27 protein-coding genes are annotated in these 26,981 nt (G+C 41.8%); 26 read left to right on the top strand and 1 reads right to left on the bottom strand.

The window, feature by feature from the left end; all coding sequences use genetic code 11:
* The first annotated feature begins 64 nt into the window (after positions 1-64).
* Together E4U82_RS05375 and E4U82_RS05380 are read left to right on the top strand one after the other, a co-directional pair.
* On the top strand, positions 65-1,345 hold the full coding sequence (locus E4U82_RS05375; protein WP_135109047.1) for a Glu/Leu/Phe/Val family dehydrogenase: 1,281 nt from the start codon (positions 65-67) through the stop codon (positions 1,343-1,345).
* Between the two features lie 171 nt (positions 1,346-1,516).
* A complete protein-coding gene (locus E4U82_RS05380) occupies positions 1,517-2,497 on the top strand; it encodes a YpdA family putative bacillithiol disulfide reductase (RefSeq protein WP_135109048.1) in 981 nt (326 codons plus the stop codon).
* Positions 2,498-2,560: 63 nt separating this feature from the next.
* Here the strand turns inward: E4U82_RS05380 and E4U82_RS05385 are convergent, their stop codons facing one another.
* Positions 2,561-3,532: an asparaginase gene (locus E4U82_RS05385; protein ID WP_135109049.1), complete on the bottom strand. Its 972-nt coding sequence runs from the start codon at positions 3,530-3,532 to the stop codon at positions 2,561-2,563.
* 320 nt (positions 3,533-3,852) lie between these two features.
* On the opposite strand from E4U82_RS05385, the gene prsW reads away from it, so the two are divergent.
* From prsW to E4U82_RS05505, 24 genes are all read left to right on the top strand, one after another.
* Positions 3,853-4,518 carry a glutamic-type intramembrane protease PrsW gene (prsW, locus tag E4U82_RS05390; protein WP_135109050.1) on the top strand — a complete coding sequence of 222 codons (666 nt, stop codon included), beginning with the start codon at positions 3,853-3,855 and terminating at the stop codon, positions 4,516-4,518.
* A gap of 318 nt (positions 4,519-4,836) precedes the next feature.
* Positions 4,837-5,682 carry a spore cortex-lytic enzyme gene (gene sleB / locus E4U82_RS05395; RefSeq protein ID WP_135109051.1) on the top strand — a complete coding sequence of 282 codons (846 nt, stop codon included), beginning with the start codon at positions 4,837-4,839 and terminating at the stop codon, positions 5,680-5,682.
* 15 nt (positions 5,683-5,697) lie between these two features.
* Positions 5,698-7,053: a germination protein YpeB gene (ypeB, locus tag E4U82_RS05400; RefSeq protein ID WP_135109052.1), complete on the top strand. Its 1,356-nt coding sequence runs from the start codon at positions 5,698-5,700 to the stop codon at positions 7,051-7,053.
* Between the two features lie 63 nt (positions 7,054-7,116).
* On the top strand, positions 7,117-7,764 hold the full coding sequence (locus tag E4U82_RS05405) for a flagellar brake protein (RefSeq protein WP_135109053.1): 648 nt from the start codon (positions 7,117-7,119) through the stop codon (positions 7,762-7,764).
* Positions 7,765-7,908: 144 nt separating this feature from the next.
* A complete protein-coding gene (gene cmk, locus E4U82_RS05410; RefSeq protein WP_135109054.1) occupies positions 7,909-8,613 on the top strand; it encodes a (d)CMP kinase in 705 nt (234 codons plus the stop codon).
* Positions 8,600-9,205, top strand: coding sequence for a lysophospholipid acyltransferase family protein (locus E4U82_RS05415; RefSeq protein ID WP_135109055.1), 606 nt, complete (start codon positions 8,600-8,602; stop codon positions 9,203-9,205). The genes cmk and E4U82_RS05415 overlap by 14 nt, the downstream gene beginning before the upstream one ends.
* A gap of 71 nt (positions 9,206-9,276) precedes the next feature.
* Complete coding sequence (rpsA, locus tag E4U82_RS05420; RefSeq protein WP_135109056.1) at positions 9,277-10,407, top strand: 30S ribosomal protein S1; 1,131 nt, start codon at positions 9,277-9,279, stop codon at positions 10,405-10,407.
* A gap of 302 nt (positions 10,408-10,709) precedes the next feature.
* On the top strand, positions 10,710-11,327 hold the full coding sequence (locus E4U82_RS05425) for a YphA family membrane protein (protein WP_135109057.1): 618 nt from the start codon (positions 10,710-10,712) through the stop codon (positions 11,325-11,327).
* 167 nt (positions 11,328-11,494) lie between these two features.
* Positions 11,495-12,805, top strand: coding sequence for a ribosome biogenesis GTPase Der (gene der, locus E4U82_RS05430; protein ID WP_135109058.1), 1,311 nt, complete (start codon positions 11,495-11,497; stop codon positions 12,803-12,805).
* A gap of 12 nt (positions 12,806-12,817) precedes the next feature.
* Complete coding sequence (locus tag E4U82_RS05435; RefSeq protein WP_135109059.1) at positions 12,818-13,855, top strand: NAD(P)H-dependent glycerol-3-phosphate dehydrogenase; 1,038 nt, start codon at positions 12,818-12,820, stop codon at positions 13,853-13,855.
* A gap of 59 nt (positions 13,856-13,914) precedes the next feature.
* Positions 13,915-14,175 carry a stage VI sporulation protein F gene (locus tag E4U82_RS05440; protein WP_135109060.1) on the top strand — a complete coding sequence of 87 codons (261 nt, stop codon included), beginning with the start codon at positions 13,915-13,917 and terminating at the stop codon, positions 14,173-14,175.
* Between the two features lie 258 nt (positions 14,176-14,433).
* On the top strand, positions 14,434-14,631 hold the full coding sequence (locus tag E4U82_RS05445) for a DUF2768 family protein (RefSeq protein WP_135109061.1): 198 nt from the start codon (positions 14,434-14,436) through the stop codon (positions 14,629-14,631).
* Positions 14,632-14,644: 13 nt separating this feature from the next.
* Positions 14,645-15,376 carry a hypothetical protein gene (locus E4U82_RS05450; protein ID WP_135109062.1) on the top strand — a complete coding sequence of 244 codons (732 nt, stop codon included), beginning with the start codon at positions 14,645-14,647 and terminating at the stop codon, positions 15,374-15,376.
* A gap of 324 nt (positions 15,377-15,700) precedes the next feature.
* On the top strand, positions 15,701-17,179 hold the full coding sequence (gene spoIVA, locus E4U82_RS05455) for a stage IV sporulation protein A (protein WP_135109063.1): 1,479 nt from the start codon (positions 15,701-15,703) through the stop codon (positions 17,177-17,179).
* Positions 17,180-17,731: 552 nt separating this feature from the next.
* Positions 17,732-18,004, top strand: coding sequence for an HU family DNA-binding protein (locus E4U82_RS05460; RefSeq protein ID WP_135109064.1), 273 nt, complete (start codon positions 17,732-17,734; stop codon positions 18,002-18,004).
* Positions 18,005-18,148: 144 nt separating this feature from the next.
* Positions 18,149-18,361, top strand: a complete 213-nt coding sequence (gene mtrB / locus E4U82_RS05465; protein WP_135109065.1) for a trp RNA-binding attenuation protein MtrB — start codon at positions 18,149-18,151, stop codon at positions 18,359-18,361.
* Positions 18,362-18,620: 259 nt separating this feature from the next.
* Positions 18,621-19,418: a heptaprenyl diphosphate synthase component 1 gene (locus E4U82_RS05470; protein WP_167751335.1), complete on the top strand. Its 798-nt coding sequence runs from the start codon at positions 18,621-18,623 to the stop codon at positions 19,416-19,418.
* Positions 19,419-19,421: 3 nt separating this feature from the next.
* Positions 19,422-20,129: a demethylmenaquinone methyltransferase gene (locus tag E4U82_RS05475; RefSeq protein ID WP_135109067.1), complete on the top strand. Its 708-nt coding sequence runs from the start codon at positions 19,422-19,424 to the stop codon at positions 20,127-20,129.
* An 18-nt stretch (positions 20,130-20,147) separates the two neighbouring features.
* Positions 20,148-21,119, top strand: coding sequence for a heptaprenyl diphosphate synthase component II (hepT, locus tag E4U82_RS05480; protein ID WP_135109068.1), 972 nt, complete (start codon positions 20,148-20,150; stop codon positions 21,117-21,119).
* 240 nt (positions 21,120-21,359) lie between these two features.
* Positions 21,360-21,806, top strand: coding sequence for a nucleoside-diphosphate kinase (gene ndk / locus E4U82_RS05485; protein WP_135109069.1), 447 nt, complete (start codon positions 21,360-21,362; stop codon positions 21,804-21,806).
* 700 nt (positions 21,807-22,506) lie between these two features.
* On the top strand, positions 22,507-23,679 hold the full coding sequence (gene aroC, locus E4U82_RS05490; RefSeq protein ID WP_135109070.1) for a chorismate synthase: 1,173 nt from the start codon (positions 22,507-22,509) through the stop codon (positions 23,677-23,679).
* Positions 23,679-24,758 carry a 3-dehydroquinate synthase gene (gene aroB, locus E4U82_RS05495; protein ID WP_135109071.1) on the top strand — a complete coding sequence of 360 codons (1,080 nt, stop codon included), beginning with the start codon at positions 23,679-23,681 and terminating at the stop codon, positions 24,756-24,758. Before aroC ends, aroB begins: the two co-directional genes overlap by 1 nt.
* A 17-nt stretch (positions 24,759-24,775) precedes the next feature.
* On the top strand, positions 24,776-25,882 hold the full coding sequence (hisC, locus tag E4U82_RS05500; protein WP_135109072.1) for a histidinol-phosphate transaminase: 1,107 nt from the start codon (positions 24,776-24,778) through the stop codon (positions 25,880-25,882).
* Positions 25,879-26,979 (top strand): prephenate dehydrogenase, encoded by a 1,101-nt coding sequence (locus E4U82_RS05505; RefSeq protein WP_135109073.1) that lies wholly within the window; start codon positions 25,879-25,881, stop codon positions 26,977-26,979. The genes hisC and E4U82_RS05505 overlap by 4 nt, the downstream gene beginning before the upstream one ends.
* Positions 26,980-26,981: the final 2 nt, after the last annotated feature.

Raw genomic sequence — 26,981 nt, forward strand, 5'->3', positions numbered from 1 at the left:
TGTATACTAATCTCTGAGTAAAGCTATAATAAAAATATTTTTCGATTATCTAGGAGGTAAATTCATGGTAGCCGATAATGCAGCAGATTCTACCAAAGAAAAGAACGAAAATACGGATGTGTTAGCATCAACACGGACTGTTGTCAAAAATGCATTGGAGAAATTGGGTTACCCTGATGAAGTATTCGAATTGATGAAAGACCCTATGCGTATGATGACAGTAAGAATCCCTGTCCGGATGGACGATGATTCAATCAAAATTTTCACTGGGTACCGCGCACAACATAATGACGCTGTCGGACCTACAAAAGGCGGGGTCAGATTTCATCCTAACGTTACGGAAAAAGAGGTAAAAGCTTTATCCATCTGGATGAGTTTAAAAGCTGGTATTGTCGATTTGCCATATGGCGGCGGCAAGGGTGGTATCATTTGTGACCCGCGCGAGATGTCATTCCGTGAACTGGAAGGACTCAGCAGGGGGTATGTACGGGCAATCAGTCAAATAGTAGGCCCCAACAAGGACATCCCTGCCCCTGATGTGTTCACAAACTCACAGATTATGGCGTGGATGATGGATGAATACAGCCGTATTGATGAATTTAACAATCCGGGTTTCATTACAGGGAAACCAATCGTTCTTGGAGGGTCACATGGCAGAGAATCTGCGACTGCAAAAGGTGTCACAATAGCCATAAATGAAGCTGCCAAAAAAAGAGGTATCGATGTGAAGGGCGCAAGAGTGGTCGTCCAGGGTTTCGGAAACGCCGGAAGCTTCCTGTCGAAGTTTCTGTATGACGCGGGCGCCAAAGTCGTGGCGATTTCGGACGCTTACGGGGCACTTCACGATCCTGATGGCCTTGATATTGATTATTTATTGGACAGAAGAGACAGCTTTGGAACAGTGACGAAGCTATTTCAAAACACACTGTCCAATAAGGAGTTACTAGAGCTGGATTGTGATATTCTTGTCCCTGCAGCAGTTGAAAATCAGATTACTGAAGAAAATGCAAACAACATCAAAGCAGATATCGTTGTGGAAGCTGCCAACGGGCCAACCACACTGGCAGGCACCCGAATTCTGTCAGAACGTGGCAAATTGCTTGTTCCCGATGTCCTTGCATCTTCCGGAGGAGTCACAGTTTCTTACTTTGAATGGGTGCAGAATAACCAGGGGTACTACTGGACTGCAGAGGAAATTGATCAAAAGCTCCATGAAATTATGATAAAATCCTTCAATAATATTTACGATACTGCGGAAACAAGACGTGTTGATATGCGATTAGCAGCATATATGGTTGGCGTTCGAAAGATGGCTGAAGCAGCAAGATTCCGCGGCTGGGTCTGATACAGAAGCATTACCAGAACAGATTCTGCCCGAGTCCATAAAACGAAAAAAGTGACGAAAAAACTCTTATCATGTATAGTTGGATAGGAGTTTTTTAATGGTAAGTTAAGAATTTACAAAATTCATCCGGCAAATAATCTGTAAAACCATCATGATAAGGAAGTGCGTACGATGCAAAATGAAAATACAATTATTGTGGGCGGCGGACCTTGTGGCATGGCATGTGCCATCGATCTTCAGGAGCGTGGGATTAACCCATTAATCATCGAAAAGGAGAATGTCGTCAACACTATTTACAATTTTCCGACCCATCAAACATTTTTCAGTTCAAGTGATAAGCTTGAGATTGGGGGCGTCCCTTTCATAACCGAAAAGCAAAAACCGGTTCGTAACCAAGCCCTGTCTTATTACAGGGAAGTCAGCAGCCGAAAAAACCTAAGAGTACATACGTTTGAAAAAGTTACCAGTATCACCTCTACTGACGAAAAATTTAAAACGGTTGAAAGCCAAAACAAATATGGGCAAAAACAAACCTATTCAGCAGAAAATATCATCATTGCAACTGGTTATTATGACCAGCCAAATAAGATGAACATTCCCGGGGAAGAGCTGCCAAAGGTCATGCATTATTTTAAAGAGGCTCACCCATTCTACAATAAAAATGTAGTTGTGATCGGCGGGAAAAATTCTGCGGTTGATGCAACACTTGAGCTTCATAAGGCAGGAGCAAACATTACTGTACTATACCGTGGGGAACAGTATTCCAAAAGTATAAAACCCTGGATTTTGCCGGAATTTGATTCACTTGTCCGTAAAGAAATTGTTAAAATGGCGTTCAATGCGCGAGTCGAAGAAATTACCGCCGATAAAGTTATTTATACGGTTGGAAACGAAACCAGGGAAGCCGCTAATGACTTTGTATTTGCCATGACCGGTTATAAGCCTGACCTTCAATTTATGAAAATGGCGGGGGTCCTGACTGATGAAAACAGCGGCCGTCCATATTTTGAACCGGAAACGATGGAAACAAACGTACCTGGAATTTATGTAGCGGGTGTCGTCGCGGCAGGTTACAATAACAATGAAATATTCATTGAAAACGGTCGTTACCATGGCGAAACAATCGCCAGGGCCATTACATCGAAAGGGTAACAGCCCGGATGGAGCTGTTTCCCTTTCTTCGTAATAAGCGATAAAATCTGCTTGGCTATTTATTTAATTATTTTTCTCAAAAAGGTCCTTTAACTTTGCTGCATCTTTTGTGGTTTCCAGGGTGATCAGTAATTTAAGCCTTGCTTTTGGGCCGGTTAATCCGTTGGCCAAAATGACGCCCATTTCTTTTAGTTGTTTTCCGCCCCCATCATAACCGTATGTGGGCTGCACAATACCCTGATAACATCTCGACACCAATATAACAGGTATTTGATCATCCAAAAATTGTTTCAGAGATGACAATGCTTGTTTTGGCAAATTTCCCTGGCCAAATCCTTCCAATACCAGTCCTTCCGGTTTTAACTGGCGAATAGCGTCAAAAATTTCCCCATTCATACCCGCATATGCCTTTAGCAAAAAAACATTGTGAGTAATTTGGTTTACAGGCAGGGTGTTCCTTGCCAAAATGGTATGATGGAAGATGATGGATTCTTTTGTAATAATGCCAATTGGTCCATATTGTGGACTTTGAAATGTAGCTACGTTACTTGTTGACGTTTTCGTGACATTCTGTGCCGTATGGATTTCATCATTCATGACGACTAATACACCTTTATCCCAGGCTTCATCACTTGTTGCCGTTCTTAACGAACTGATGAGGTTGTAAAGGGCGTCAGAGCCAATTTCATTTGTCGACCTCATTGCACCGGTAATGATAACCGGTTTATCGGTTTCTAAAATCAGATCAAGGAAATATGCCGTTTCTTCCAGTGTATCCGTTCCATGTGTGATCACGAAACCATCATAGTCATTCATCTTTTCCTGAATAGTAGTCGCCAGTTGCAGCATGTGCTGTGGTGTGATCTGCGGCGATGGAACTGAAAACGGCGTGATTTCATCAGCATGTGCATAATGCTCAAACTGATATGATAAACCTGACAATGGGTGCTTATTTGTTGTCGTCACTTCTCCTGTTTGCTTGTTTTCCAACATTGATATCGTTCCGCCAGTATGAATAATGAGTATACGTTTCAAAATAATCACCTTTCTTGCTCGTTATTTTCATTTTCATAGCATCATGATATGATAAAGTGAAACTTATCGGCATATATGGACAGTCAGTCACCGTTCTCCGGCGGGTTGATTACTGGCCGTTATATCCGGGAAATGTGAAACTTCATTCTCCCAATGTTCATAAGGAACAAATGCTTAGAACGCAACTTCCTGTGCGGACGCCCTCCGAGACTTACATTGGACCGATGGTTTTCTTTGCAGTATCCTTTAGAACTTGAAGCGAGGAGAATCCGCTCAGTTAAGGCGCGATAATTATAATTAAGTCTGGAAGAGGTTTTAAAATGCTTGCTCTTTTTTCAGCAGGTATTGCGCCTGCATTTACATTAATGGCTTTTTTTTATTTAAAAGACCGCTTTACTGAACCATTGTCATTAATGGTTAAAACATTTTTGTTCGGCGCCCTGCTTGTATTCCCGATCATGTTTATTCAATATGGCTTCTCGACTGAAAATCTAAGCGAGAGCAGCTTTGTTGAATCCTTTTTCCTATCGGGTCTGCTGGAGGAATTTTTTAAATGGTTCGTTTTTATGTACATCATTTTTCACCATACAGATTTTGATGCGCATTATGATGGTATCGTTTATGCCGTTTCCATCAGTCTGGGTTTCGCGACGGTTGAAAATGTTCTATATTTATTTACCAATGGTATTGAATATGCGTTTTCAAGAGCGTTATTTCCAGTGTCATCGCATGCATTATTCGGTGTGTTGATGGGCTTTCATTTTGGTAAGGCTAAAATGGGCCACGCTCATAAAAACAGGCATATCATACTTGCTTTATGGGTGCCATTCCTCTTGCATGGTACCTACAATTATATCCTTCATGCGATCACGAGTGACTGGTTGATATTACTGACCCCGTTCATGATTGGGCTATGGTTCCTTGCCCTGCACCGAATGAAGACAGCGAACCAACATGTTAGACAAAAAAAGAAAATGCAAGCCTGAAATCCTTTGTACCCTATGGTATAAAGGATTTTTTAAAAGATAACAAAGTATAAAATTTTTGTCTATATGAAGCTCTTTGTCAACAATAGCCATGTCCAGCTCCAGCGCTGCCTCCTGCCATCATTTTACGTGGCAAGACCCGCTACTATAAATTCCTGCTTAAGCTTTTCGGGGCTGAACAAGGCGCCCTGCGTTTTTCTTAAATTTCATTTGTCTGCGGATAGATATATTTTTCTAAAAAGACATTCCGAATGAATAAAAAGGCAGTTTCGTAAAAAAATAGGTGCAACATGACAATGCTTAGCAGGAGGAAACGATATGACCTATAAAAAAATGATCCTATTTATCATTATATTCCTTATCGCAATAGGACTGCAAACCACTCATTCCGCGAAGCCAGCGTTTGCATTTACTGAACAAGTCATTCAGCAAGGTGCCGCAGGGGAAGATGTGATTGAGTTGCAGGCAAGATTGCAATATCTTGGGTATTACAACGGAGATATCGATGGCGTGTTTGGATGGGGGACATATTGGGCATTGCGGAACTTTCAGTATGAATTCGGAATGGAAATTGATGGTCTTGCCGGTGCAGAAACAAAGGAAAAATTAGCCTCGGCAAGTGAATATGACAGGAATTTTGTCATGAGCCAAATTAACCAGGGAACGGAATTCACACATTATGGCGGCGTCGATCAATCGAAACAGTCCGAATCAAAACCTGACAACAATAAAAATACGGCGAATAATAACACAACCAATGATAATGCCAATGCTGCCGAGCCGACAGCCGTTAATGTACCGCAGGGTTATTCGCAAAATGATATTCAATTAATGGCCAACGCGGTTAATGGAGAAGCACGAGGAGAACAATATGTAGGAATGGTTGCAGTAGCTGCTGTTATTTTAAACCGGGTCGAGAGCCCATCATTCCCAAATTCAGTTTCGGGTGTCATTTTTGAACCGCGGGCATTCACTGCAGTAGCTGACGGACAAATTTGGCTGACACCAGGTGAGACTTCCAAGGAAGCTGTTCTTGATGCGATTAATGGATGGGACCCATCGGGGAATGCCATCTATTATTTTAATCCGAATACCGCCACATCAGACTGGATCTGGTCGAGACCGCAAATCAAGAAAATTGGAAAACATATATTTGCCAAATAGGAAGGAGTGAAGCAAATGGGACGTTGGATTTTAATTGGTATCCTGACGCTGGGGATAGCAGGCGTTGGTTTCTGGGGGTATCAGGAGCATCAGGAGAAAAATGCAGTATTAATACAAGCCGAAAATAATTATCAAAGGGCGTTTCATGAGCTATCTTATCACATGGATCTCATGCATGATAAGATTGGCACAGCACTGGCAATGAACTCAAGAGAGCAACTCTCACCGCAAATGGTAGAAATTTGGAGACTGACATCAGAAGCGACTTCTAATGTCGGACAGCTTCCGCTGACATTAATGCCATTTAACAAAACAGAAGAATTTCTTTCAAATATAGGTGAATTTACCTATCGCACAGCTGTTAGAGATTTACAGGAAAATCCGCTGAACGATAAAGAGGTAAAGACACTGCAAAATTTATATGAACAATCCGGTGATTTGAAAGACGAATTACGAAACGTCCAGCATACCGTATTGGACGAAAATCTGCGATGGATGGATGTTCAATTAGCCTTAGCTACCCAGGATGAACAGGCAGATAACACAATTGTTGATGGGTTTAAGACTGTCGAGAAAAAAGTGGAAGGTTTTGCTGAAAGTAATGTAGACTCCGCATTAACAGGAACCTCTGCTGAAGAACACGAATATCGGAATCTGAACGGTGAAAAGATTAATAAAGAAAAAGCAACGAAACGAGGTCAGGAGTTACTCCAGGTTAAAAATACAGATAACCTGACTGTGACAGACAGTGGCAAAGGTGCTGATGTACCGGTATACAGTATTTCCTATCAAAACGGAAATAAACATGGTTACCTTGATCTAACAAAGCAGGGAGGACATCCCCTTACACTGTTGGTTAATCGCGAAGTTCAGGAACAAAAGATTAGTCTGAATGAGGGGCTGGAAAAGGCAAAAGGATACCTTAAACAATATGACTTTGAAGATATGGACGTCTTTACTAGTAATCAGTTTGACAATATCGGTGTTTACTCTTTTCTTTATAATCAGAATGGTGTACGGATCTATTCGGATGCTATTGAGCTGAAAGTCGCGCTGGATAATGGTGATCTACTAGGAATGACGGCGAGGAATTACTTTATGAACCATAAGGAACGGGATATTCCCGAACCGGAGCTTTCCATTGAAGAAGCAAAAGAAAAAGTCAATCCGGATGTACAAATTAACGAGGAATATATGGCAGTTATTGACAATGACGTCGGCGATGAAGTGCTGGTATATGAGTTTCTTGGTGTACTTGATAATGAGACATATCGGATCTTCATCAATGCAATGGATGGTACAGAAGAAAAAGTGGAAAAACTCGATGGTACTGAAATTAATTTTGCATCCGTTTCACAGGGAAGGGCTTAGGTCTTTCCCTTTTTTTGCTTTTTTGTAATAATAGGTATAAAGACTCAGTGCGGAGGCGTTTATATGAAGATCGGCACCTTACTTACTCTAGAGGCAAAGAACCCTGAGACAGGTGAAACACATAAGTATCGCAGTCAAATTATCGAAAAAAACGCGCACTATTTATTGATTGATCTCCCAATTCACCATGAAACAAATAAAACTGCATTTTTTATGAAAGGCACCCATTTTAAAATGACTTATATTGGTACCGATCAAGCCGTCTATATGTTTACTGCAAAATTGATGAAAATGGTTAAAGGGGACATACCCTCACTTGCTGTCCAGGCTCCTGAAAAAGAAGCGATCAGGATTATACAGCGACGGGCGTTCGTCCGGATTGACACCGCAGTTGACGTAGCGGTCCATTATACAAATGATTCGTTTACGACAGTGACCTCGGACATCAGCGGTGGCGGTATGTCCATTATTTTGCCTGAGCCCCATGAACTCAATGTAAATGAACGGACGGATTTATGGATGGTGCTGCGGATGCAATCAGAGCATTACCAATATGTACATGCTGCAACTGAAGTTACCCGCATAGTTGATGATAACGGTATCAGAAAAGCATCCATGAAGTATCTGTCGATTAATCAAAAAGATCAGCAGTTTATTATTCGCTATTGTTTTGAGAAACAGCTTGAAGCAAGGAGAAAGGAATTATCATGAGTTAGCTGGGATTCGAAAAACAGTAGAACTTTTTTATTGATGTATGTTATGATTTTAAGTATAGGCCTACATACCTTAAACTTGGAAGGCTTCATATTTGGTTTTTCTTTTCCCACCTACATATGAGAGGACTGAAAGGAAGTAATGGTTACAAAGCAAATAGCGATCGCAATCGACGGTCCTGCGGCAGCCGGGAAAAGCACTGTTTCCAAAATTGTCGCTAAGGAGCTTTCATTTATTTATATTGATACGGGAGCCATGTATCGGGCGTTGACATATAAAGCACTCCGGGAACAAATTTCTTTGACTGATGAACAGAAACTATCCGCACTTCTGGCTGACACCACCATAGAACTTGTGCAAGGCAAAGACCAGCAGCGTGTTCTCGTTGATGGAACGGATGTAACAGAAGATATTCGTTCTTCGACGGTGACCAATCAAGTGTCTTATATAGCTAAACACTCGAGTGTTCGCAAGGAAATGGTCAAAAGACAGCAGAAACTCGCCCAAAAACGGGGGGTCGTGATGGATGGCCGGGATATTGGAACCCAGGTTCTGCCTGATGCGGAAGTAAAAATCTTTTTAAAAGCCTCCGTTGAGGAGCGGGCAAAACGCAGATATGATGAAAACGTCAAAAAAGGGTTTTCCTCAGACTTTGAGAAATTAAAGCAGGAAATTGAACAAAGGGACCAGATTGATTCAAAGCGTGAAGTTGCTCCATTAGTAAAAGCGGACGATGCAATCGAACTGGATACAACCGATTTATCGATCAATGAAGTCGCTGAATCGATTCTTAACGAGGTCAAAAAGGCAACACAGGATAGAGGGAATACTGATGAGTCTATATAGAATCGCCAAAGGGGCCGTATCAGCCGTGTTTTTTCCTCTATTTCGTATCCGGGTTATTGGAAAGGAGAACGTTCCCGAAAATGGTCCTGTCATTATTTGTTCAAACCATATTTCCAACTTCGATCCCCCTGTAGTCGGAATCACATCACCCCGTGATATTTATTTTATGGCAAAAGGGGAATTGTTTGAAAAACCTTTTTTGGGCAAATTATTGACGGGTATTCATGCGTTTCCGGTAAAAAGGGGGATGAGCGACAGGAATGCATTGCGAAAAGGACTAAAAATATTGGAACAGGGCAATACCTTGGGGTTATTCCCCGAAGGAACCCGAAGCAAAACGGGACGGCTCGGAAAACCATTGGCCGGCGCCGGCTTCTTTGCACTGAGGTCTAAGGCGGCGATTATCCCATGTGCCGTCATCGGTCCATATAAACCAGGAAGTAAACTGACTGTTGTTTATGGTGAGGCAATGAATATGGAAGCTTACCGTGAGAAAAAAGCTTCAGCGAAAGAGGCAGCGGAAGCAATTATGGAGGAAATTGGAAATTTGATTGAAAATTATTATTCCCAACATGCTTCGCTTGACAAATAATTATAATTATTAGAAGTTATAAAAAAGACATTTTATTTTTGTTGTTATGTATTTTAAGGAGGGCTAATGGTATGAATGAATCCAGCAATGAACTAACGCAATTGAATATAGGAGATATTGTAACAGGAACGGCTATAAAAGTGGAAGAAAAACAAGTTCTTGTCGATATTGGCTATAAAACGGAAGGTATTGTTCCGATTGGCGAATTATCAAGTCTTCACATTGAGAAAGCGAATGACGCCGTCGAAGAAGGTGATTCACTGACTTTATACGTGAAAAAGCTGGATGATGATGAAGTTATATTATCCAAAAAAGCAGTGGATGCTGAAAAAGCCTGGGAAAGCCTTGAAGAAAAATATCAGGATGGCAGTGTTTTTGAAACGGAAATCAAAGAAGTCGTGAAAGGCGGACTTGTTGCTGATGTCGGTGTACGCGGATTTATGCCGGCTTCACTGGTGGAAACGTATTATGTTGAAGATTTTTCCGATTATATAAACAAACCCCTTCGAGTTAAAATTGTTGATTTGGACAAAGAACAAAATCGTATCATTCTATCGCATAAAGATGTCATCCAGGACGAATTGAACGCAAAAAAACATGATGTACTCCAATCTTTGGAAGAAGGACAAGTACTCGAAGGCACTGTCCAGCGCCTGACTAATTTCGGTGTTTTTGTTAACCTTGGCGGGATTGATGGACTTGTGCACATCTCACAACTTGCACATGAGCATGTCGAGAAAGCATCAGATGTTGTCTCAGAAGGGGAAACGATAAGCGTAGAAGTGCTATCCATTGACCGGGACAATGAACGTATATCCCTTTCACGCAAGAAAACACTCCCAGGGCCGTGGACAAACATTGAAGATCGGGTTTCACGAGGAGACGTACTTGAAGGTAAAGTTAAACGTCTTGTGAATTTCGGTGCCTTTGTTGAAGTATTCCCAGGGGTTGAAGGATTAGTCCATATTTCGCAAATTGCAAACCGGCATATCGGAACGCCACAGGAAGTACTTGAAATTGGCCAGCAGGTTGAAGTGAAAGTTTTGGATGTCAATGAACAAGACGAACGTATATCACTGAGCATAAAAGAACTGGAACAAGAACAGGAAGCTTCAGAAGTGAAACAATATGAAAAAGACGACGACCAGTCAGGATTCCAGCTCGGTGACTTTATCGGTGACAAACTCAATAAATACAAATAATACTCGAACTAAAACTCTTTCCATAACGGAAAGAGTTTTTTTGCTATTTATTGTTCAAAGATAAGAGTGTATAAAATTTTTGGCTATATGAAGCTCTTTGTCAGCAATAGCCATGTCCAGCTGCAGCGCCTATCTCTCGAGGTCGTAAGCAAGAATTTTGCGTGGCAAAACCGCCACTACAAATACTTGCTTAAGCTTTTCGGGGGTGAACAAGGCGCCCTGCGATTTTTTTTATGGTGTATTAAAAGCCCTTTGTTTAAAACTTATAAAAAAAGCCATAATGGTAGTGGCAGGTGAGGTTAATGTACAGCGGACTTCTTTTTTATTGGTTCTCCTGGATCTTATGGGTTATTGTCACTTTTTTTATGAAGAAAAGTCGATATAGAGCAATACTGGCATGCTGGCTTTTACTATTGGTACTATGTTCTGAGTTTCACATATCATTTGAACCCTACGAAATGACCCTGAGTTACCTAGTGATTTTGTCGGGAGCCCTTATGCTGCATGCCAGGATCCCCGGCATATTTTTTCATTTGTTTGTGTCATTCACGATCATGATTGGATATACCGCCGCCCTCATTTGGGAAAGCCACGTTCCGCTAAAACATTTTTTCTCACCAACGTTGGCCATTTCATGTTTTCTTTTCGTGCTAATTGTCTTAATGACTTCAGGATTATGGCATAGACTCGCTTGTGGTCTGCTCGGAATGGCCGGTGGGGAAATGCTTTACAGTCTTATTATCGCCAATTATTCCATACTTGACGTTACCGGGGATAAACGTTTTTTGGATTTAGTTTCTGTAATTATTTTATCTTTAGTCTGTCACGATTCTGTTTTAAGGCTAACACAGACAATCGTAAAGAGGTTTCGCAAATCCATTGCAAAATCAAAACCGCTTTTCAGAAAGCAAGCCCAATAATGATTGTGGTTAAGTTGTTCTTTTGCTAAAATGAATAAAGTGCGTGTTAAAAAGGTTGGTCAAAAGTCCGGTAAAAATGTCGTATCGAATTTTATTGTTCTTTTGATCATCCTTTTCGAACACATATTTAACGAAAATGAGAGAGAGACGGAAAGGATGTTCCTTTCATGAGAAAATCTGTTGCAGCAATAGTAGGAAGACCAAATGTAGGAAAATCAACCATTTTCAATCGGCTTGTCGGAGAGCGCATTTCAATTGTTGAAGACACACCCGGTGTTACACGTGATCGGGTTTATGCAGAAGCGGATTGGCTTTCAACTGTCTTCAATGTCATTGATACAGGAGGCATTGAAATGAGCGATGAACCATTGCTTGTGCAAATGCGTCAGCAGGCCGAAATAGCCATCGCTGAATCGGATGTAATTATCTTTTTACTGAATGGCCGGGAAGGCATGACCGCTGCCGATGAAGAGGTGGCAAAAATTTTATATAAATCCAATAAACCGGTTGTTGTGGCAGTGAATAAAATCGATAATCCGGAAATGCGCGAAAAAATTTATGAATATTATGCATTAGGTTTTGGAGAACCCTATCCAATATCGGGGGCTCATGGTCTTGGGCTTGGTGATTTATTGGATGCGGTTGTCGGATATTTCCCGGAAATACAAGGTCAAGCGTCCGATGAGGATACGGTTTACTTCAGTTTGATTGGAAGACCCAACGTCGGAAAGTCATCACTTGTTAATGCGCTGTTACATGAAGAACGCGTGATTGTAAGTGAACAGGGCGGAACAACCAGAGACGCGGTTGATACACATCTACATAAAGATGGACAGGACTTTGTGATTATCGACACGGCCGGTATGCGTAAACGCGGTAAAGTTTATGAAGCAACTGAGAAATATAGCGTGCTGCGTGCATTAAAAGCAATCGAACGATCAGATGTTGTATTAGTTTTAATTGACGCTGAAACAGGTATAAGGGAACAGGATAAAAAAATTGCCGGTTATGCACATGAAGCAGGGCGGAGCATCATTATTACAGTTAACAAATGGGACACGGTGGAGACGGACGAAAACACAATGAAAGAATTTGAACAAAAAGTCCGGGCACATTTTCAGTATTTGGACTATGCTCCAATTGTTTTCCTGTCGGCTAAAACAAAGAAACGTTTACATACACTGATTCCTGCCATTAAAACTGCCAGTGAAAATCACGCAAAACGTGTGCAGACAAACACATTGAATGATGTGATCATGGATGCGCTGGCAATGAATCCAACACCGACAGTTAAAGGGAAACGGCTGAAGGTCTTGTATACAACTCAGGTTGCTGTCAAACCTCCAAGCTTTGTTGTATTTGTTAACGAACCTGAATTAATGCATTTTTCGTATAGACGTTTTTTGGAAAACCGGATCAGAGATGCTTTTGGATTCGTGGGGACGCCCATTAAGATATTTGCTCGAAAACGGCAATAAGGAGGAACAACATTGACTAAAATAGCAGTATTAGGTGCTGGAAGCTGGGGGACTGCATTAAGTATTGTGCTGGCGGATAATGGACATGATGTCAGATTGTGGACACATCGCCAAGAGCAGGCGGATACCATTAACCAAAAACATAAAAATGAAAAATATCTTGATGCAACCATCCCTGAACAGGTCAAAGCATTTTATAGATTGGATAAAGCAATAGAAGATGTTTCTGCCGTTCTTATCGTCGTACCTGCGAAAGCAATTCGTGATGTCAGTATGGAATTGGACAAGGTACTGAAAGACCCTGCAGTCATTATCCATGCAACGAAAGGAATTGAACCAGAGTCACTGAGGCGAGTCTCCCAATTGATTGGTGAAGAAATGACCGGTTATGACTATGAGGACGTTGTCGTGCTTTCGGGGCCAAGTCATGCGGAAGAGGTTGGCAAACGACAGCCAACAACGGTGACCGTTTCATCCATCAACAGTCAGAATGCCGCATTTGCACAGGACTTGTTCATTAACGAATCATTTCGCGTGTACACAAGTAATGACATGGTTGGAATTGAATTGGGCGGTGCATTAAAAAATATTATTGCATTGGGGGCAGGTATCTCCGACGGTCTGGGATACGGTGACAATGCAAAGGCAGCTCTGATTACAAGAGGACTGGCTGAGATCACCAGGCTGGGGGCATCGCTTGGAGCAAGCCCTTTAACGTTTCTTGGATTGCCGGGTGTCGGTGATTTGATCGTCACATGTACAAGTCCTCACAGCCGAAATTGGCGAGCAGGCAACCTGTTGGGAAAAGGACAGAAACTGGACGAGGTGCTCGAGCAAATGGGTATGGTTGTTGAAGGTGTCCGAACAACAAAAGCAGCTTATCAGTTCGCCAAGGAACAACAGATTGAGATGCCAATCACGGAAGGATTATATCAGGTTCTTTTTAATGACGAAAAACCCAAAGATATTGTCGAACAATTAATGAACCGGAATAAACGTGACGAAATGGATGATATTGCTTCGTTCATACGTACAAGTTTACCGGAATAACACTTAATCGCCCGCTTTGCATATAATATGTTGAACTAAATATGCAAGGAGGCGAGCATGTGAGTAACTCTCAAGACAATATTTTTGATCAGGTTCAGCAGAATTCTGATATCAGCCCAAATGAAATCTATAAAGTTGCAAATTCTGTAAAAAATGCCGATTTTTCGGATGAAAAAACGGTTAGATCGCTCGTGCAGCGATTGTCAAAATTAGCAAACAAACCGATTCCCAAAGCAAAAGAAGACAAAATTGTAGAATCCATAACTAAAAATAATATGCCAGTGGATATACAGACGCTAAATAAAATGTTTAAAAAATAACTATAACTGGGCAAGTGAGGATACAATGGTTCGTATGCTCGCATAAAATAAATCGCACAAGCATTCATGGATAGAGTTGCTGTGGGTATTATTTAGTCATACCAGGATGAAGCAAGCCCCCTTCATCCTGGATTTTTTGTTGCTTAAGATATATATGTTGGTGACTCAAGAGATCTCCCTGTTGATAGGTTTGTTCTGTCTCTGCATCATTTCGTATGTTATAATACGCTGTGGAAGTTTTAAATAGAGGTGAATGACATGTCCGAAAGTATGCTGAATATGTGGATTTCATTCGTTGGGATGGGCTTGTTGCTTCTGGCGATGGGGCTTATATTGCTCAGCAGGTATAAATTAAAAGGTGTGTTGTCAGGGATTATAACATTGCTGGCATACCTGTCACTATTATCTGGTGCTATTATTATTTTATATATCGTTTTTAGCGGACCGACCGCATAGGAGGTTCAGGGTGATGAACAATACATATATCCGGTTTCTTTGGCCATTGCTGATAATAATTCTGCTGTCTGGCTGTCTCTATCCGGAAAGTGAATTACCAAAAAACAAGGAGCCGAACGAATCTCAACTTGAAGAGATGCAATCGGCTGTCGATCAATATCGTGAACAGACACAGGGTTTAGTACCGATTAAAACAAAACCCAGTGATACACCTATTTTCCAAAAATATTTAGTTGATTTCCAGTCGTTGAAAGAACGGAACATTATGACTGAAATCCCAGGGACTGCTTATGAGAATGGTGGCGTTTATCAATACACCATTTTAACACCTGAAGATGACCCACGCGTAAAGCTGATTGATCTCCGCATTTCAGATGCCGTCAGAGAAGTGGCTGTAAAACTCAACGTCTACCGCAACGAACATATTTATCCGCCATTTGGCGAGGAAATTGCTGACGGTGTTTTTCAGGTGGATCATGAAAAACTGGGACTTGAATCCCAGCCGTATGTGGTCAGTCCTTATTCACAGGAAAACCTGCCAATCGTGATGGACACTAAAGGGGATCTTTATGTTGACTATCGAATTGATTTAGCCAGTGCACTAGATGAATATGAACATGATTATAAAGAGGGCGATGATATTCGCTATCTCCTGGCAGAAAACACGCCATTCGTACCCGCCTATTCGCTCCCATATACGGTACAGGACGGTGAACCTGTTTTCCAATTACCGTCTGGTAAATAGACAAGAAGTACAGCGACATTAAAATAAATCATCATAATCAATCCCTTGCGACATATATTGTGTTGCAAGGGATTTATTGCTTTTCAGATGTTGTTCAAGAAGTGCGGTGAAAATGTCATATCGACAGAATTGTCGTCGCGAGCTTAGCCTGCAGGTCCTTTTTCACACTCCTTTTTGAACATCCATTTTAAAACCCTTTGAATCTTTTTTGCCTCTTTTAGGAATAATTAAGTCATAATTTGATAGGACAACATCATAGACTTGTAATGTCAATAATTCGCAGGTTGCTTTTGATTTTTGAAAAGGAGATCGGGAGGGGATCGTTTGGAAAGAGTTGATATTTTCAATGATATTTCGAAACGGACGAATGGAGATATTTATCTTGGAATTGTAGGTGCTGTCCGAACAGGTAAATCAACGTTTATTAAACATTTTATGGAACTGGGGATCCTGCCGAATATTGGGGACGAGAGTGAGCGAGGCAGAGCGCAGGATGAACTGCCGCAAAGTGCCTCCGGTAGAACAATCATGACGACCGAGCCTAAATTCATTCCCAATCAGGCTGTTTCAGTGCATGTTGACGAAGGACTCGATGTCAATGTCAGGCTCGTAGATTGTGTCGGATATGCTGTTGAAGGTGCCAAAGGATTTGAGGATGAAAACGGCCCAAGAATGATTAACACACCCTGGTATGAAGATCCGATACCATTCCACGATGCAGCTGAAATCGGAACCAGAAAAGTAATCCAGGAACACTCTACAATTGGCGTTGTTGTAACGACTGATGGCACATTCGGGGAGATAGAACGTGGGGATTATCAGGAACCGGAGGAACAAATTGTAGAGGAAATGAAGGAAGTTGGCAAACCGTTTATCATGGTGATCAATTCAGCACAACCGACCAGCCAGGAAACAGAACATCTGCGCCAGGAACTCACGGACAAATATGACATCCCGGTGCTGGCAATGAATGTGGAAACCATGACGGAACATGATGTCTACAATGTCATGCGTGAATCTTTATACGAATTCCCGGTATTGGAGGTGAATGTGAATTTACCAAGCTGGGTAATGGTTCTTAATGAAGATCATTGGCTGCAACGAAATTATCAGGATGCCATTCAGACGACTGTTAAGAATATCAGAAGACTGCGCGATGTAGATGACATAGTAGGTGATTTCACTGACTATGACTATATCGATAAAGCAAATATCGCCGGGATGGAGATGGGGGATGGTATTGCTGAAATCGATTTGCATGCCCCGGATTATTTGTATGATGAAGTGCTCAAAGAAATCGTCGGCGAAGAGATCCGCGGAAAAGACCATCTGCTTGAGCTGATGCAGGATTTTGCACATGCCAAACGCGAGTATGATCAAGTAGCAGGGGCTCTGCAGATGGTGAAGCAGACTGGCTATGGCATTGCTGCACCAACTTTGGAAGATATGGAATTGGACGAACCGGAAATTATTCGTCAGGGGTCCCGGTTCGGTGTCAGACTAAAAGCCATTGCACCTTCCATTCACATGGTAAAAGTTGAAGTTGAATCTGAGTTTGCGCCTATTATCGGGACAGAAAAACAGAGTGAGGAACTGGTCAGATACTTAATGCAGGATTTTGAAGAAGATCCACTATCCATATGGGAGTCGGACATTTTTGGCAGGTCGTTGAGCTCTATTGTAAGAGAAGGTATACAGGCAAAGATTTCACTGATGCCTGAAAATGCAAGATACAAATTAAAAGATACACTGGAACGTATCATCAACGAAGGTTCCGGCGGGTTAATAGCCATTATTTTATAGCAGCTATACGTAGTTGCTATTTTTTTGTTTTGAATGACATAAGAAAAGCGCAGGGTGCCTTGTCCCTCCCGAAAAGCTTAAGCAAGAATTTGTAGTGGCGGGTTTTGTCCCGTAAAATGATTGATTAAGACCTCGAGGTAGTAGGCAAGTAGGCGCTGGACATGGCTATTGCTGACAAAGAGCTTCATATAGCCAAAAATTCTATACTCTCATATCTTTTGAGAAAAAAATTAAATTTTTTTCTGTGAGAGGCAGGAGTTCAGGAATTAATGTCGTATATCATAACTAAGGGATTTAACAGAAGATTTCATTTTCGATTGGATTATGTAAACAGCGATACCAAAAAGGTGGAAAATTATAGTCGAAAATGAAATTAAACCTGATAAATTAGGCATTTATTGTTGAATTTTGTTCCAATCTCGGTTAATATAAGCCATGTCATCAATGATTTTGGTGGTATTAAGTATAAAAAAAGACAAATCGGGAACAAATGATGATATATTTACAGTTTGTTCCAATGTCATTGAGACACTCTGGGAGGAGGTGAATGTCATGAATAAAACAGACTTGGTTAATGCTGTTGCAGAAAAAAGCGACCTTGCCAAAAAAGATGCTACAAAAGCTGTCGATGCCGTTTTTGAATCTGTCATGGATTCACTTAAAAATGGTGAAAAAGTACAACTGATTGGATTCGGGAACTTTGAAGTACGCGAACGTTCTGAGCGCAAAGGACGTAATCCGCAAACCGGGGAAGAAATTAAAATTCCCGCAAGTAAGGTTCCTGCATTCAAACCAGGAAAAGCCCTTAAAGAAAGTGTTAAATAATTTTTTCTTACATAGGGCCGGCTTAAAAAGGGCACGTGATTGCGTGCTCTTTTTTCGCTTTAAGCAAGAAAAATATTCCCAATATCAATTATTTGGTACGATAGTTGATTGAACTATGGATAACATTATGCAGGAGTGGTTGCTGTGGAACATAATGATTATTTTGTCATTAAGGCCTTAGAAGACGGTGTAAATGTTATCGGGTTAACAAGGGGTTCGGACACCCGGTTCCATCATTCAGAAAAACTGGATGAAAATGAAGTGATGATTGCACAATTCACCGAACATACCTCTGCGGTAAAAGTCAGAGGAAAAGCTGTAATACAGACCGATCATGGTGAAATCAGTAATAATTAGAGTATAATGCGAACGCTTATTTCATACGCATGGCTTATTTATCCCGGCAGTTAACTGACCCTAAGCGGTTCGGGTCAGCACGATATTGATCACAAAGGCGGTGGCGCTGGGTGTAACGCTTTTAGCCTTTGTTCTTATGATCGGTGTCCAGAACCATCCCACTGAATGAAGTTTCGCTTTATAGTTATGGAACGCACACATAATATGCTATAATATCAATATGATTTTTGAAATGGATGGAAGGGTACAGGTGGTTGTTTTGCAGACACCCAGTGTGGAGGTAAATAAGCTTAAAGCATTAATAAACGAAAAAATGCATCATTCCTATATTGAACAGTATGTACAGACGCCTCATTTGAACGAAGATAAATTATATATGTTGGCTTTAATTTTAAACAACACGGGTTTACCGGAATACAAAAAAAATCAATACATCGTCACGGCTATGCTGGTACAGATGGCGCTCGACACGCATGATTTAGTATCGAACACGGATCGTGACGTGTTAACCGATAACGATGAAAAATCAAAACAATTAGCCGTTCTTGCCGGAGATTATTACAGCGGATTATATTATTTTCTTCTATCGGAAATAGAAGAAGTCAAAATGATTCAAGTTCTGGCAACTGCCATTACGGATATTAACGAGTACAAAATGCAATTATATTATAAAGACATACATTCCCTTGAAACGTTTTTTCATGTCTTTAAAAAGATAGAGACACTCCTGATCACCCGTATTGCTGCATTTGCAGGAGAAACGGACATTAGTGAGGTAGCAGCGGAATGGCTATTGGCGAAACGATTACTAAACACAAAAAATATCTCCGGCTATTCCAGACTTGATAGGTCTTTAGGACACTGGTCTGAACAAATCCCTGTCAGTTGCCGCGAGGAAGCCTTGCATGCCATTGACAAATTCATCCACGAAGAAACCTCACTGGTTGAAAAGGGGCTTGCTCATTTTCCGGCATATCTTTCATCCATTAAAACCTGTATGCTGGATACGTTAAGGGCATCTGCGTCAAATAAAAGTTCAATGGCGGAGGAAGGGTAACTTATGCAGCAGGAAACAAAAGAAGAACGTGTACATCATGTTTTTGAAAAAATATATGGCCAATACGATTCTATGAATTCCATTATTTCTTTCAAGCGTCATAAAGCTTGGCGGAAAGACGTCATGAAGCGTATGGACGTTGAAAAGGGAGCAAAAGCCCTCGATATATGCTGTGGCACCGGAGATTGGTCCATTTCTCTTGCCGAAGCCACCGGCAGTACCGGAGAAGTAGTTGGACTTGATTTCAGTCACAATATGCTCTCTGTTGCCAAGGAGAAAAATGCTTCTTTACAATTTAATCAGCTGTCATTTATCCAGGGAAATGCGATGGAACTTCCATTTGATGATAATTCATTCGATTATGTAACAATTGGGTTTGGCTTGCGTAATGTTCCGGACTATCTAACGGTTCTAAAAGAAATGTACCGGGTTGTAAAGCCTGGGGGCAAAGCAGTATGTCTTGAAACATCCCAGCCAACGCTGTTTGGATTTCGTCAAGGGTACTACCTCTATTTCCGTTTTATTATGCCTTTATTAGGAAAAATGGTTGCCAAAAGCTATAAAGAATATGCTTGGCTGCACGAATCGGCAAAGAACTTCCCGGATAAACAAATGCTTAAGCAAATGTTTTATTCTGCGGGATTTTCACAGGTAAATGTCAAACAATATACAGGCGGTGTTGCTGCCATGCATATGGGTTCAAAAGAATGACAATAAAAGGTGACATGCATGAAACTAACGAAAACATACGGACATCTAAAAAAAGAACTGGATATCATTGAACATGCGTTAACTGAGGCCATTCAGTCCGATCATGATGTTTTGCGTGAATCTTCCACAAAATTGCTCCAGGCAGGGGGAAAACGGATCCGCCCTGTTTTTGTCTTGTTATGCGGCCAGTTCGGAAATTTTGATATTAACCGGATAAAAACAGTTGCTGTATCACTTGAATTAATACATATGGCATCACTGGTACATGATGATGTGATTGATGATGCCCCTTTACGCCGCGGAAAACCAACCATCAAGCAGTTATATGGGAACCGTGTTGCCATGTACACCGGTGATTTTATCTTAGCGCGGGCACTTGAGAACATTACAAGACTTTCAGATCCCGAAGCTCACCGCGTTCTCTCTAAAACAATGGTTCAGCTTTCTGCAGGTGAAATTGAACAAATCAGGGACAAGTACAATTGGAAACAAAATTTACGTGATTATTTGCGCAGAATTAAACGAAAGACTGCCTTATTAATCGCGACGAGCTGTCAGCTGGGGGCTATTGCTTCAGATGCTCCAGTAGATTACGCCAAAAAATTATTCCGTTATGGCTATTATGTCGGAATGTCCTATCAGATTATCGATGATATACTTGATTTCACGGCATCTGAAGCAGAATTGGGCAAGCCTGCAGGTAATGACCTTCTGCAAGGAAACGTCACACTGCCGATTTTATATGCTATGGAGGATCAAGCCTTTTACAAGCTTTTGAAGGGAAAGTTTTTCAATCCGGAACAGGTAACTGACAGTGATATGAACCAATTACTTGAAAAACTTAAAGAAACCGATGCCATCCCGCAATCCTATCGGGTCAGTGATCATTACCTGCAAAAAGCATTAAAGGAACTGGATGGTATACCGGACCACAAGGCCAAACATACTTTGCAAAGCATTGCAAAGTATATCGGAAAAAGGCGCTCTTAGAGTCATCTTGCATAGAAGGATCACCAATTCGGCAGTTAACTGACCTTAAATGTCCGATTGGGCTCTGAATAACAGGAGGTTCGTCACAAACGCGTTGACGATTGACGACGGGCTGAGTTCTTAGCCCTTGTTCCTTTACTTTAGTGGTGCAAAAGCGTCCTGCTTCATTGTTATTCAGATGAAAGTTTGTTAAAATTTCTAACGGTTGATATACAAATACATACAAACGAGGTGCAGAATATGGAACAAACATTTTTAATGGTAAAACCTGATGGTGTCCAACGTAACTTAACAGGAGACATTGTTAATCGATTTGAACGTAAAGGATTCAAACTGGCCGGTGCTAAACTAATGCAAATATCTAATGAATTAGCTAAAACACATTATGGTGAACACAAGGACAAGCCCTTTTTCGGGGAATTGGTTGAATTTATCACATCCGGCCCCGTTTTCGCTATGGTCTGGGAAGGTGAGAATGTTATTGCGACTGCCCGAGGCATGATGGGAAAAACAAACCCGCTTGAAGCAGAACCGGGAACGATCCGTGGCGACTTTGGCATGACAGTAGGCAAAAATATTATTCATGGATCCGATTCAGCAGAAAGTGCGGAAAAAGAAATTAACCTGTTTTTCGAAAGCAGTGAAGTGCTTGCTTATTCGAAACAAGACAGTGAGTGGATTTATTAAGAACCAAGGCTGCTGGTTGCTTCAAAAGATAAGAAAGTATAAAATTTGAGCTTTATTTTTATTCTCGGACAGAACAAGTCATGTCCAGTTCCAGCGCCCAGCAATAGCAGATCTTTTGGTGGGGCGAGCTTTAGCGCAGCCCCAAACTTCACACTCCGCCACTACGATAAGTCAACATCGGTTCGCTTGATAAAGGAAGGCCGACTAAGAACGGCCTTGCCGGCCAACGTCGGCATACCCCTGATGCAGGGGCATGTTTCCTTTATCTCATTGCGGCTAGTGGGGAGGATCGGCTAACCCCGCCGCGATGCGCGGCAACGCCGACCCACCTGTGATGCACAGGCGCAGTTTGTACGTTGCTAAACGGGCGCTTGCGCTTTTCTTATAAATTTTATCCTCAGTTACCTGAGAAACATAAAGACCTTCGTGTTAAGCGAAGGTCTTTATGAATAAAACGGGGGGATGAGGCCCCCATGTTGTCGGCAGTATGGAACAATATTCACACTTATATTAAAAGATTAAGAATAGCAATACGTTTGTTATGACAGCAAGCGTATTTTTTCTTGAACCATTCCGATGTTTATCTCATTTTTCCGATACATGAATCTCTGGAAGTTTTGAAACTTTTTTAAAGTGTAACAAAAAATCGGTCATTTATGATATAGTAATACAAAATTCATCTTCAGAGGAGGCTGCTCACATGCGTTATTTGACAGCGGGGGAATCACATGGCAAACAATTAACTACGATTATTGAAGGTGTTCCATCCAATATGCCGCTCGTTCAGGATGACATTAATCAGTCATTGCGCCGCAGACAAAAAGGTCATGGGCGTGGTAAACGGATGCAAATCGAAAAAGATATGGCCGAAATCACCAGTGGGGTTCGCCATGGTTATACATTGGGCTCACCTATTTCCCTTATCATACATAATGATGATTTTAAACATTGGGTGGATATCATGGGGGAAGATCCAATCGAAGAAAGGGCAGACAAAAAACTAAGACGAACTGTCTCACGCCCCAGGCCGGGTCATGCTGATCTGAATGGTGCTTTGAAATATGGCCATCGAGATATGCGCAATGTGCTGGAACGCTCTTCGGCAAGAGAAACAGCTGCCAGAGTAGCTGCCGGAGCTGTTGCTAAAACACTGCTGAAGCAGCTGGGAATTGAAGTCTCCGGGTATGTTAAGGAAATAGCCGGTATTGTTGCTCACGATCAATCAACTCTTACAATGGAACAGCGGCAGCACGTGTCTGAGGAATCTCCTGTCCGAACGTTGGATAAAGGTGTCGAACAGGAGATGATGGATGCCATCGATCAGGCTAAAAAAGATGGTGATTCAATAGGTGGTGTTGCAGAAGTTTACGTGGAAGGTGTCCCGGCGGGTCTTGGATCGTATGTTCAGTATGACCGGAAACTGGACAGCAGGATAGCTGGCAGTGTGGTTAGCATCAACGCTTTTAAGGGGGTCGAATTCGGTCTTGGATTCGAAGCAGCGCAAAAAAACGGCAGTGAAGTACACGATGAAATAGCCTGGAATGAACAAGCTGGCTATCACCGTAAATCAAACCGCCTTGGCGGATTTGAAGGGGGCATGACAACCGGTATGCCAATTGTCGTGAAGGGTGTCATGAAGCCGATCCCAACCCTTTATAAGCCGCTCCAAAGTGTCGATATCGAAACGAAAGAACCGTTCAACGCAAGTATTGAGCGGTCAGACTCTTGTGCAGTACCCGCAGCTTCAGTTGTTATGGAACATGTTGTCGCGTTTGAAGTGGCCAAAGCCATTACCGAACAATTTCCAAGTGATCATTTTCCAAAATTGAAACAGGCAATCAATGATTATCGAGAGGAAATAAGGTGTTTCTGATGAACGAAACGAGTGTAAAATCAGCGGCCCATTTGTATCCTGTGTATATCGGCGAAAACCTCCGTCACCAGACAGACCACTATTTGTCGAAGTCCTATTCCTCTGTTCTGATCATTACGGATGAAACAGTGGCTTCTCACTATTTATCGGATGTTCAGGAAAGCGTGTCACAGGAAACTGTGTATGTTCATGTGATTCCGGCAGGGGAAAAAGCAAAAAGTGTTGATACATTTTATCAGCTGCACACGAAAGCCATTGAATATGGTCTTGACAGACAGTCGCTCATAATCGCACTCGGCGGTGGCGTTGTTGGCGATGTGGCAGGTTTTGTTGCTGCCACCTTTATGCGCGGAATTGATTTTATCCAAATGCCGACAACCATCCTTGCACATGACAGCAGTGTTGGTGGAAAAGTCGCGATCAATCATGAACAGGGAAAAAACCTGATCGGCAGTTTTTATGCACCTGTTGCTGTTATTTATGACGTGGGGACGCTTCATACATTACCTGACAACGAAATCAGATCCGGCTATGCAGAGTTATTGAAGGAAGCATTGCTCGCGGATGGAGATTTATATCAATCACTCATCATGAAAGATCTTTCGTCGCTATCCAATAAGGACCTTGCCGATAAATTACTTAAAGGCATTGAAATTAAAGCTGGAATTGTCGGGATCGATGAGCGTGAATCAGGTATACGGCAACATCTCAATCTTGGGCACACATTGGGACATGCTTTGGAATCTTTACTCGGTTACGGCTACCGGACACATGGTGAATTAGTCGCTCTAGGCTTATTATTTGCTTTTAGAGTCAGCGAAAAAACATTTTCATCACAGCTGCCGTACGAACAATTATATACTTGGCTTAAAAGCAATGGTTATCCATTCAAATTACCATTTGTTGAGCCGGCGAGAATTCTGTCAAAAATGAAAAAAGATAAAAAAACATTGCGCACCACGATTCAAATGGTCCTTTTAAAGGATATTGCCAAACCAGCATTAGTGGAAATAAGTGATGAAGATCTATTGAACTACTTGCATGATTTCCAGAAAGAGCTTGAACAAAGAAACGATTGAATGAGAGGCGGTACGGCATGAAAAGCAAACATATATTAACGGAAATGACGCCTTATCAGCCCGGGAAACAGACAGAAGAAGTCAAAAGAGAATATGGGCTGAACCGGATTGTCAAGCTGGCATCAAATGAAAACCCATTTGGTTATTCCAAGAAAGTCGATGATTATCTTTCCGAACAGAAACCAGCACTTAACATTTACCCGGATGGCTATACATCGGAATTAAGACATGCCCTTGCAAACAAGTTGGGCGTTTCGGAAAAACAGCTGATTTTCGGAAATGGCACAGATGAGGTTGTGCAACTCATCGGACGCGCTTATTTATACCCAGGCGCCAACGCCGTTATGGCAACCCCGACATTTCCGCAGTATAAGCACAATGCACTCGTTGAAGGTGCTGACGTAAAAGAAGTTGCAACCAGAAACGGGTATCATGACCTTTCAGGAATGCTGGATGCCATAGACGACAGTACGAACGTTGTCTGGCTGTGTTCACCGAATAACCCGACAGGATGTCTTATTCCCAATGATGATTTTTACGACTTTATGGAAAAATGTCCATCAGACGTTTTGGTTGTTGTGGATCAAGCTTATCTTGAGTACGCTGACAGAGTGCTGTCCCCGGATAGATTATCCGATTTGGATCAATACAAAAATTTAGTGATTCTGCGTACGTTTTCCAAAGCATACGGGCTGGCAGGCTTACGAATCGGCTATGGCATTGCAAACGAAGAGTTAATACCGGGACTTGACGTTGTCAGAGGTCCTTTTAATACGTCATCTATCGCCCAAAAAGCGGCATTACTGGCACTGGAGGATGACGCATTTATTGAAGATACGTTTAGCCGGAATCGTTCGAATAAACAATCATTCGAACAATTTTTGGATTCAATCGGCTGGCATTACTATGATTCCCAAACAAATTTTTTACTCGTTTCCACGCCTATCAGTGGTGAGAAGGTGTTCCATTATTTACAGGAGAATGGTTTTATCGTCCGTCCAGGTGAAGGGCTTGGTTCCCCGAAAACAGTGCGGGTGACCATCGGCAATGAAACGGACATGGAAGATTTACAAGAAGTATTATACAAACTGCACCAGAAGGTAAATGAGGGATTATTAACGTGAAAAAGACAGTAGTCATTATCGGACTTGGCCTGATTGGCGGCTCTCTGGCCAAAAGTCTTCATGAATCGAAAGATAACTATATTATTGGCTGTGACGTTAATCAACATACACTTGAATTCGCGTTGATGAATGAAATGATTGACGAATCCAGTTCGAGTCTAGCAGAAGCTGCCAAAAATGCCGATATTATTATTTTAGGAACACCCATTACCGAAACCATTGATTATATGACCCAGTTGGAACAGATCAGTTTTGATCATGATGTAATTGTGACAGATGTATCTTCAGTTAAAAAGCCAGTCATTGATAAAGCGAACACATTGACCAATCAGCACATCCAGTTCATCGGCGGCCATCCGATGGCAGGGTCGCATAAAAGAGGGGTTACAGCAGCCAAAGGACATCTGTTTGAGAACGCCATATACGTGCTGTCCCCGGCCACGAATTGTCCGGCAACAGCAGTAGATACCCTGGAAGAGCTGTTGCAGAATACAAACAGTCATATGATCACGTTAAAGGCTACTGAACATGATGAGATGACAGGGGTTGTTTCCCATTTTCCCCACCTGATTGCCTCTGCACTCGTTCAACAAGCCAAAAAGTGGGAGGAAACACATGAATTCATTCCAAAGCTTGCTGCCGGTGGTTTTCGCGATGTGACAAGAATAGCATCAAGCAACCCGGAGCTGTGGCAGGATATTTTCTATCATAATAAACAAAAAATGGTGCGGATGATTGATGATTGGACACACGAAATGACTGCCTTAAAGCAGATGCTCCAAAATGATGGCAGGACAGAGCTGACAGACTATTTGAAACAGGCAAAGGATTACCGCGATGGTCTCGGTGCCAAGAAAAAGGGTGCTATCCCGTCTTTTTATGACCTGTATGTCGACATTCGCGACCAGACTGGAGCCATTGCTTCTGTTGCAAATTTGCTGGCGGAAGAAGAAATCAGCATTACCAATATAAGAATACTCGAGATACGCGAAGGCATTACGGGTGTTTTGCGATTAAGTGTATCCACGAAAAATGAGCAGCTGAAAAGTCAACGGATTTTACAGCAGTATGGCTATGAGTTAATGCTTGAAGAATAATC

The organism is Lentibacillus salicampi (assembly GCF_004565465.1).
Classification (GTDB): domain Bacteria; phylum Bacillota; class Bacilli; order Bacillales; family Amphibacillaceae; genus Lentibacillus; species Lentibacillus salicampi.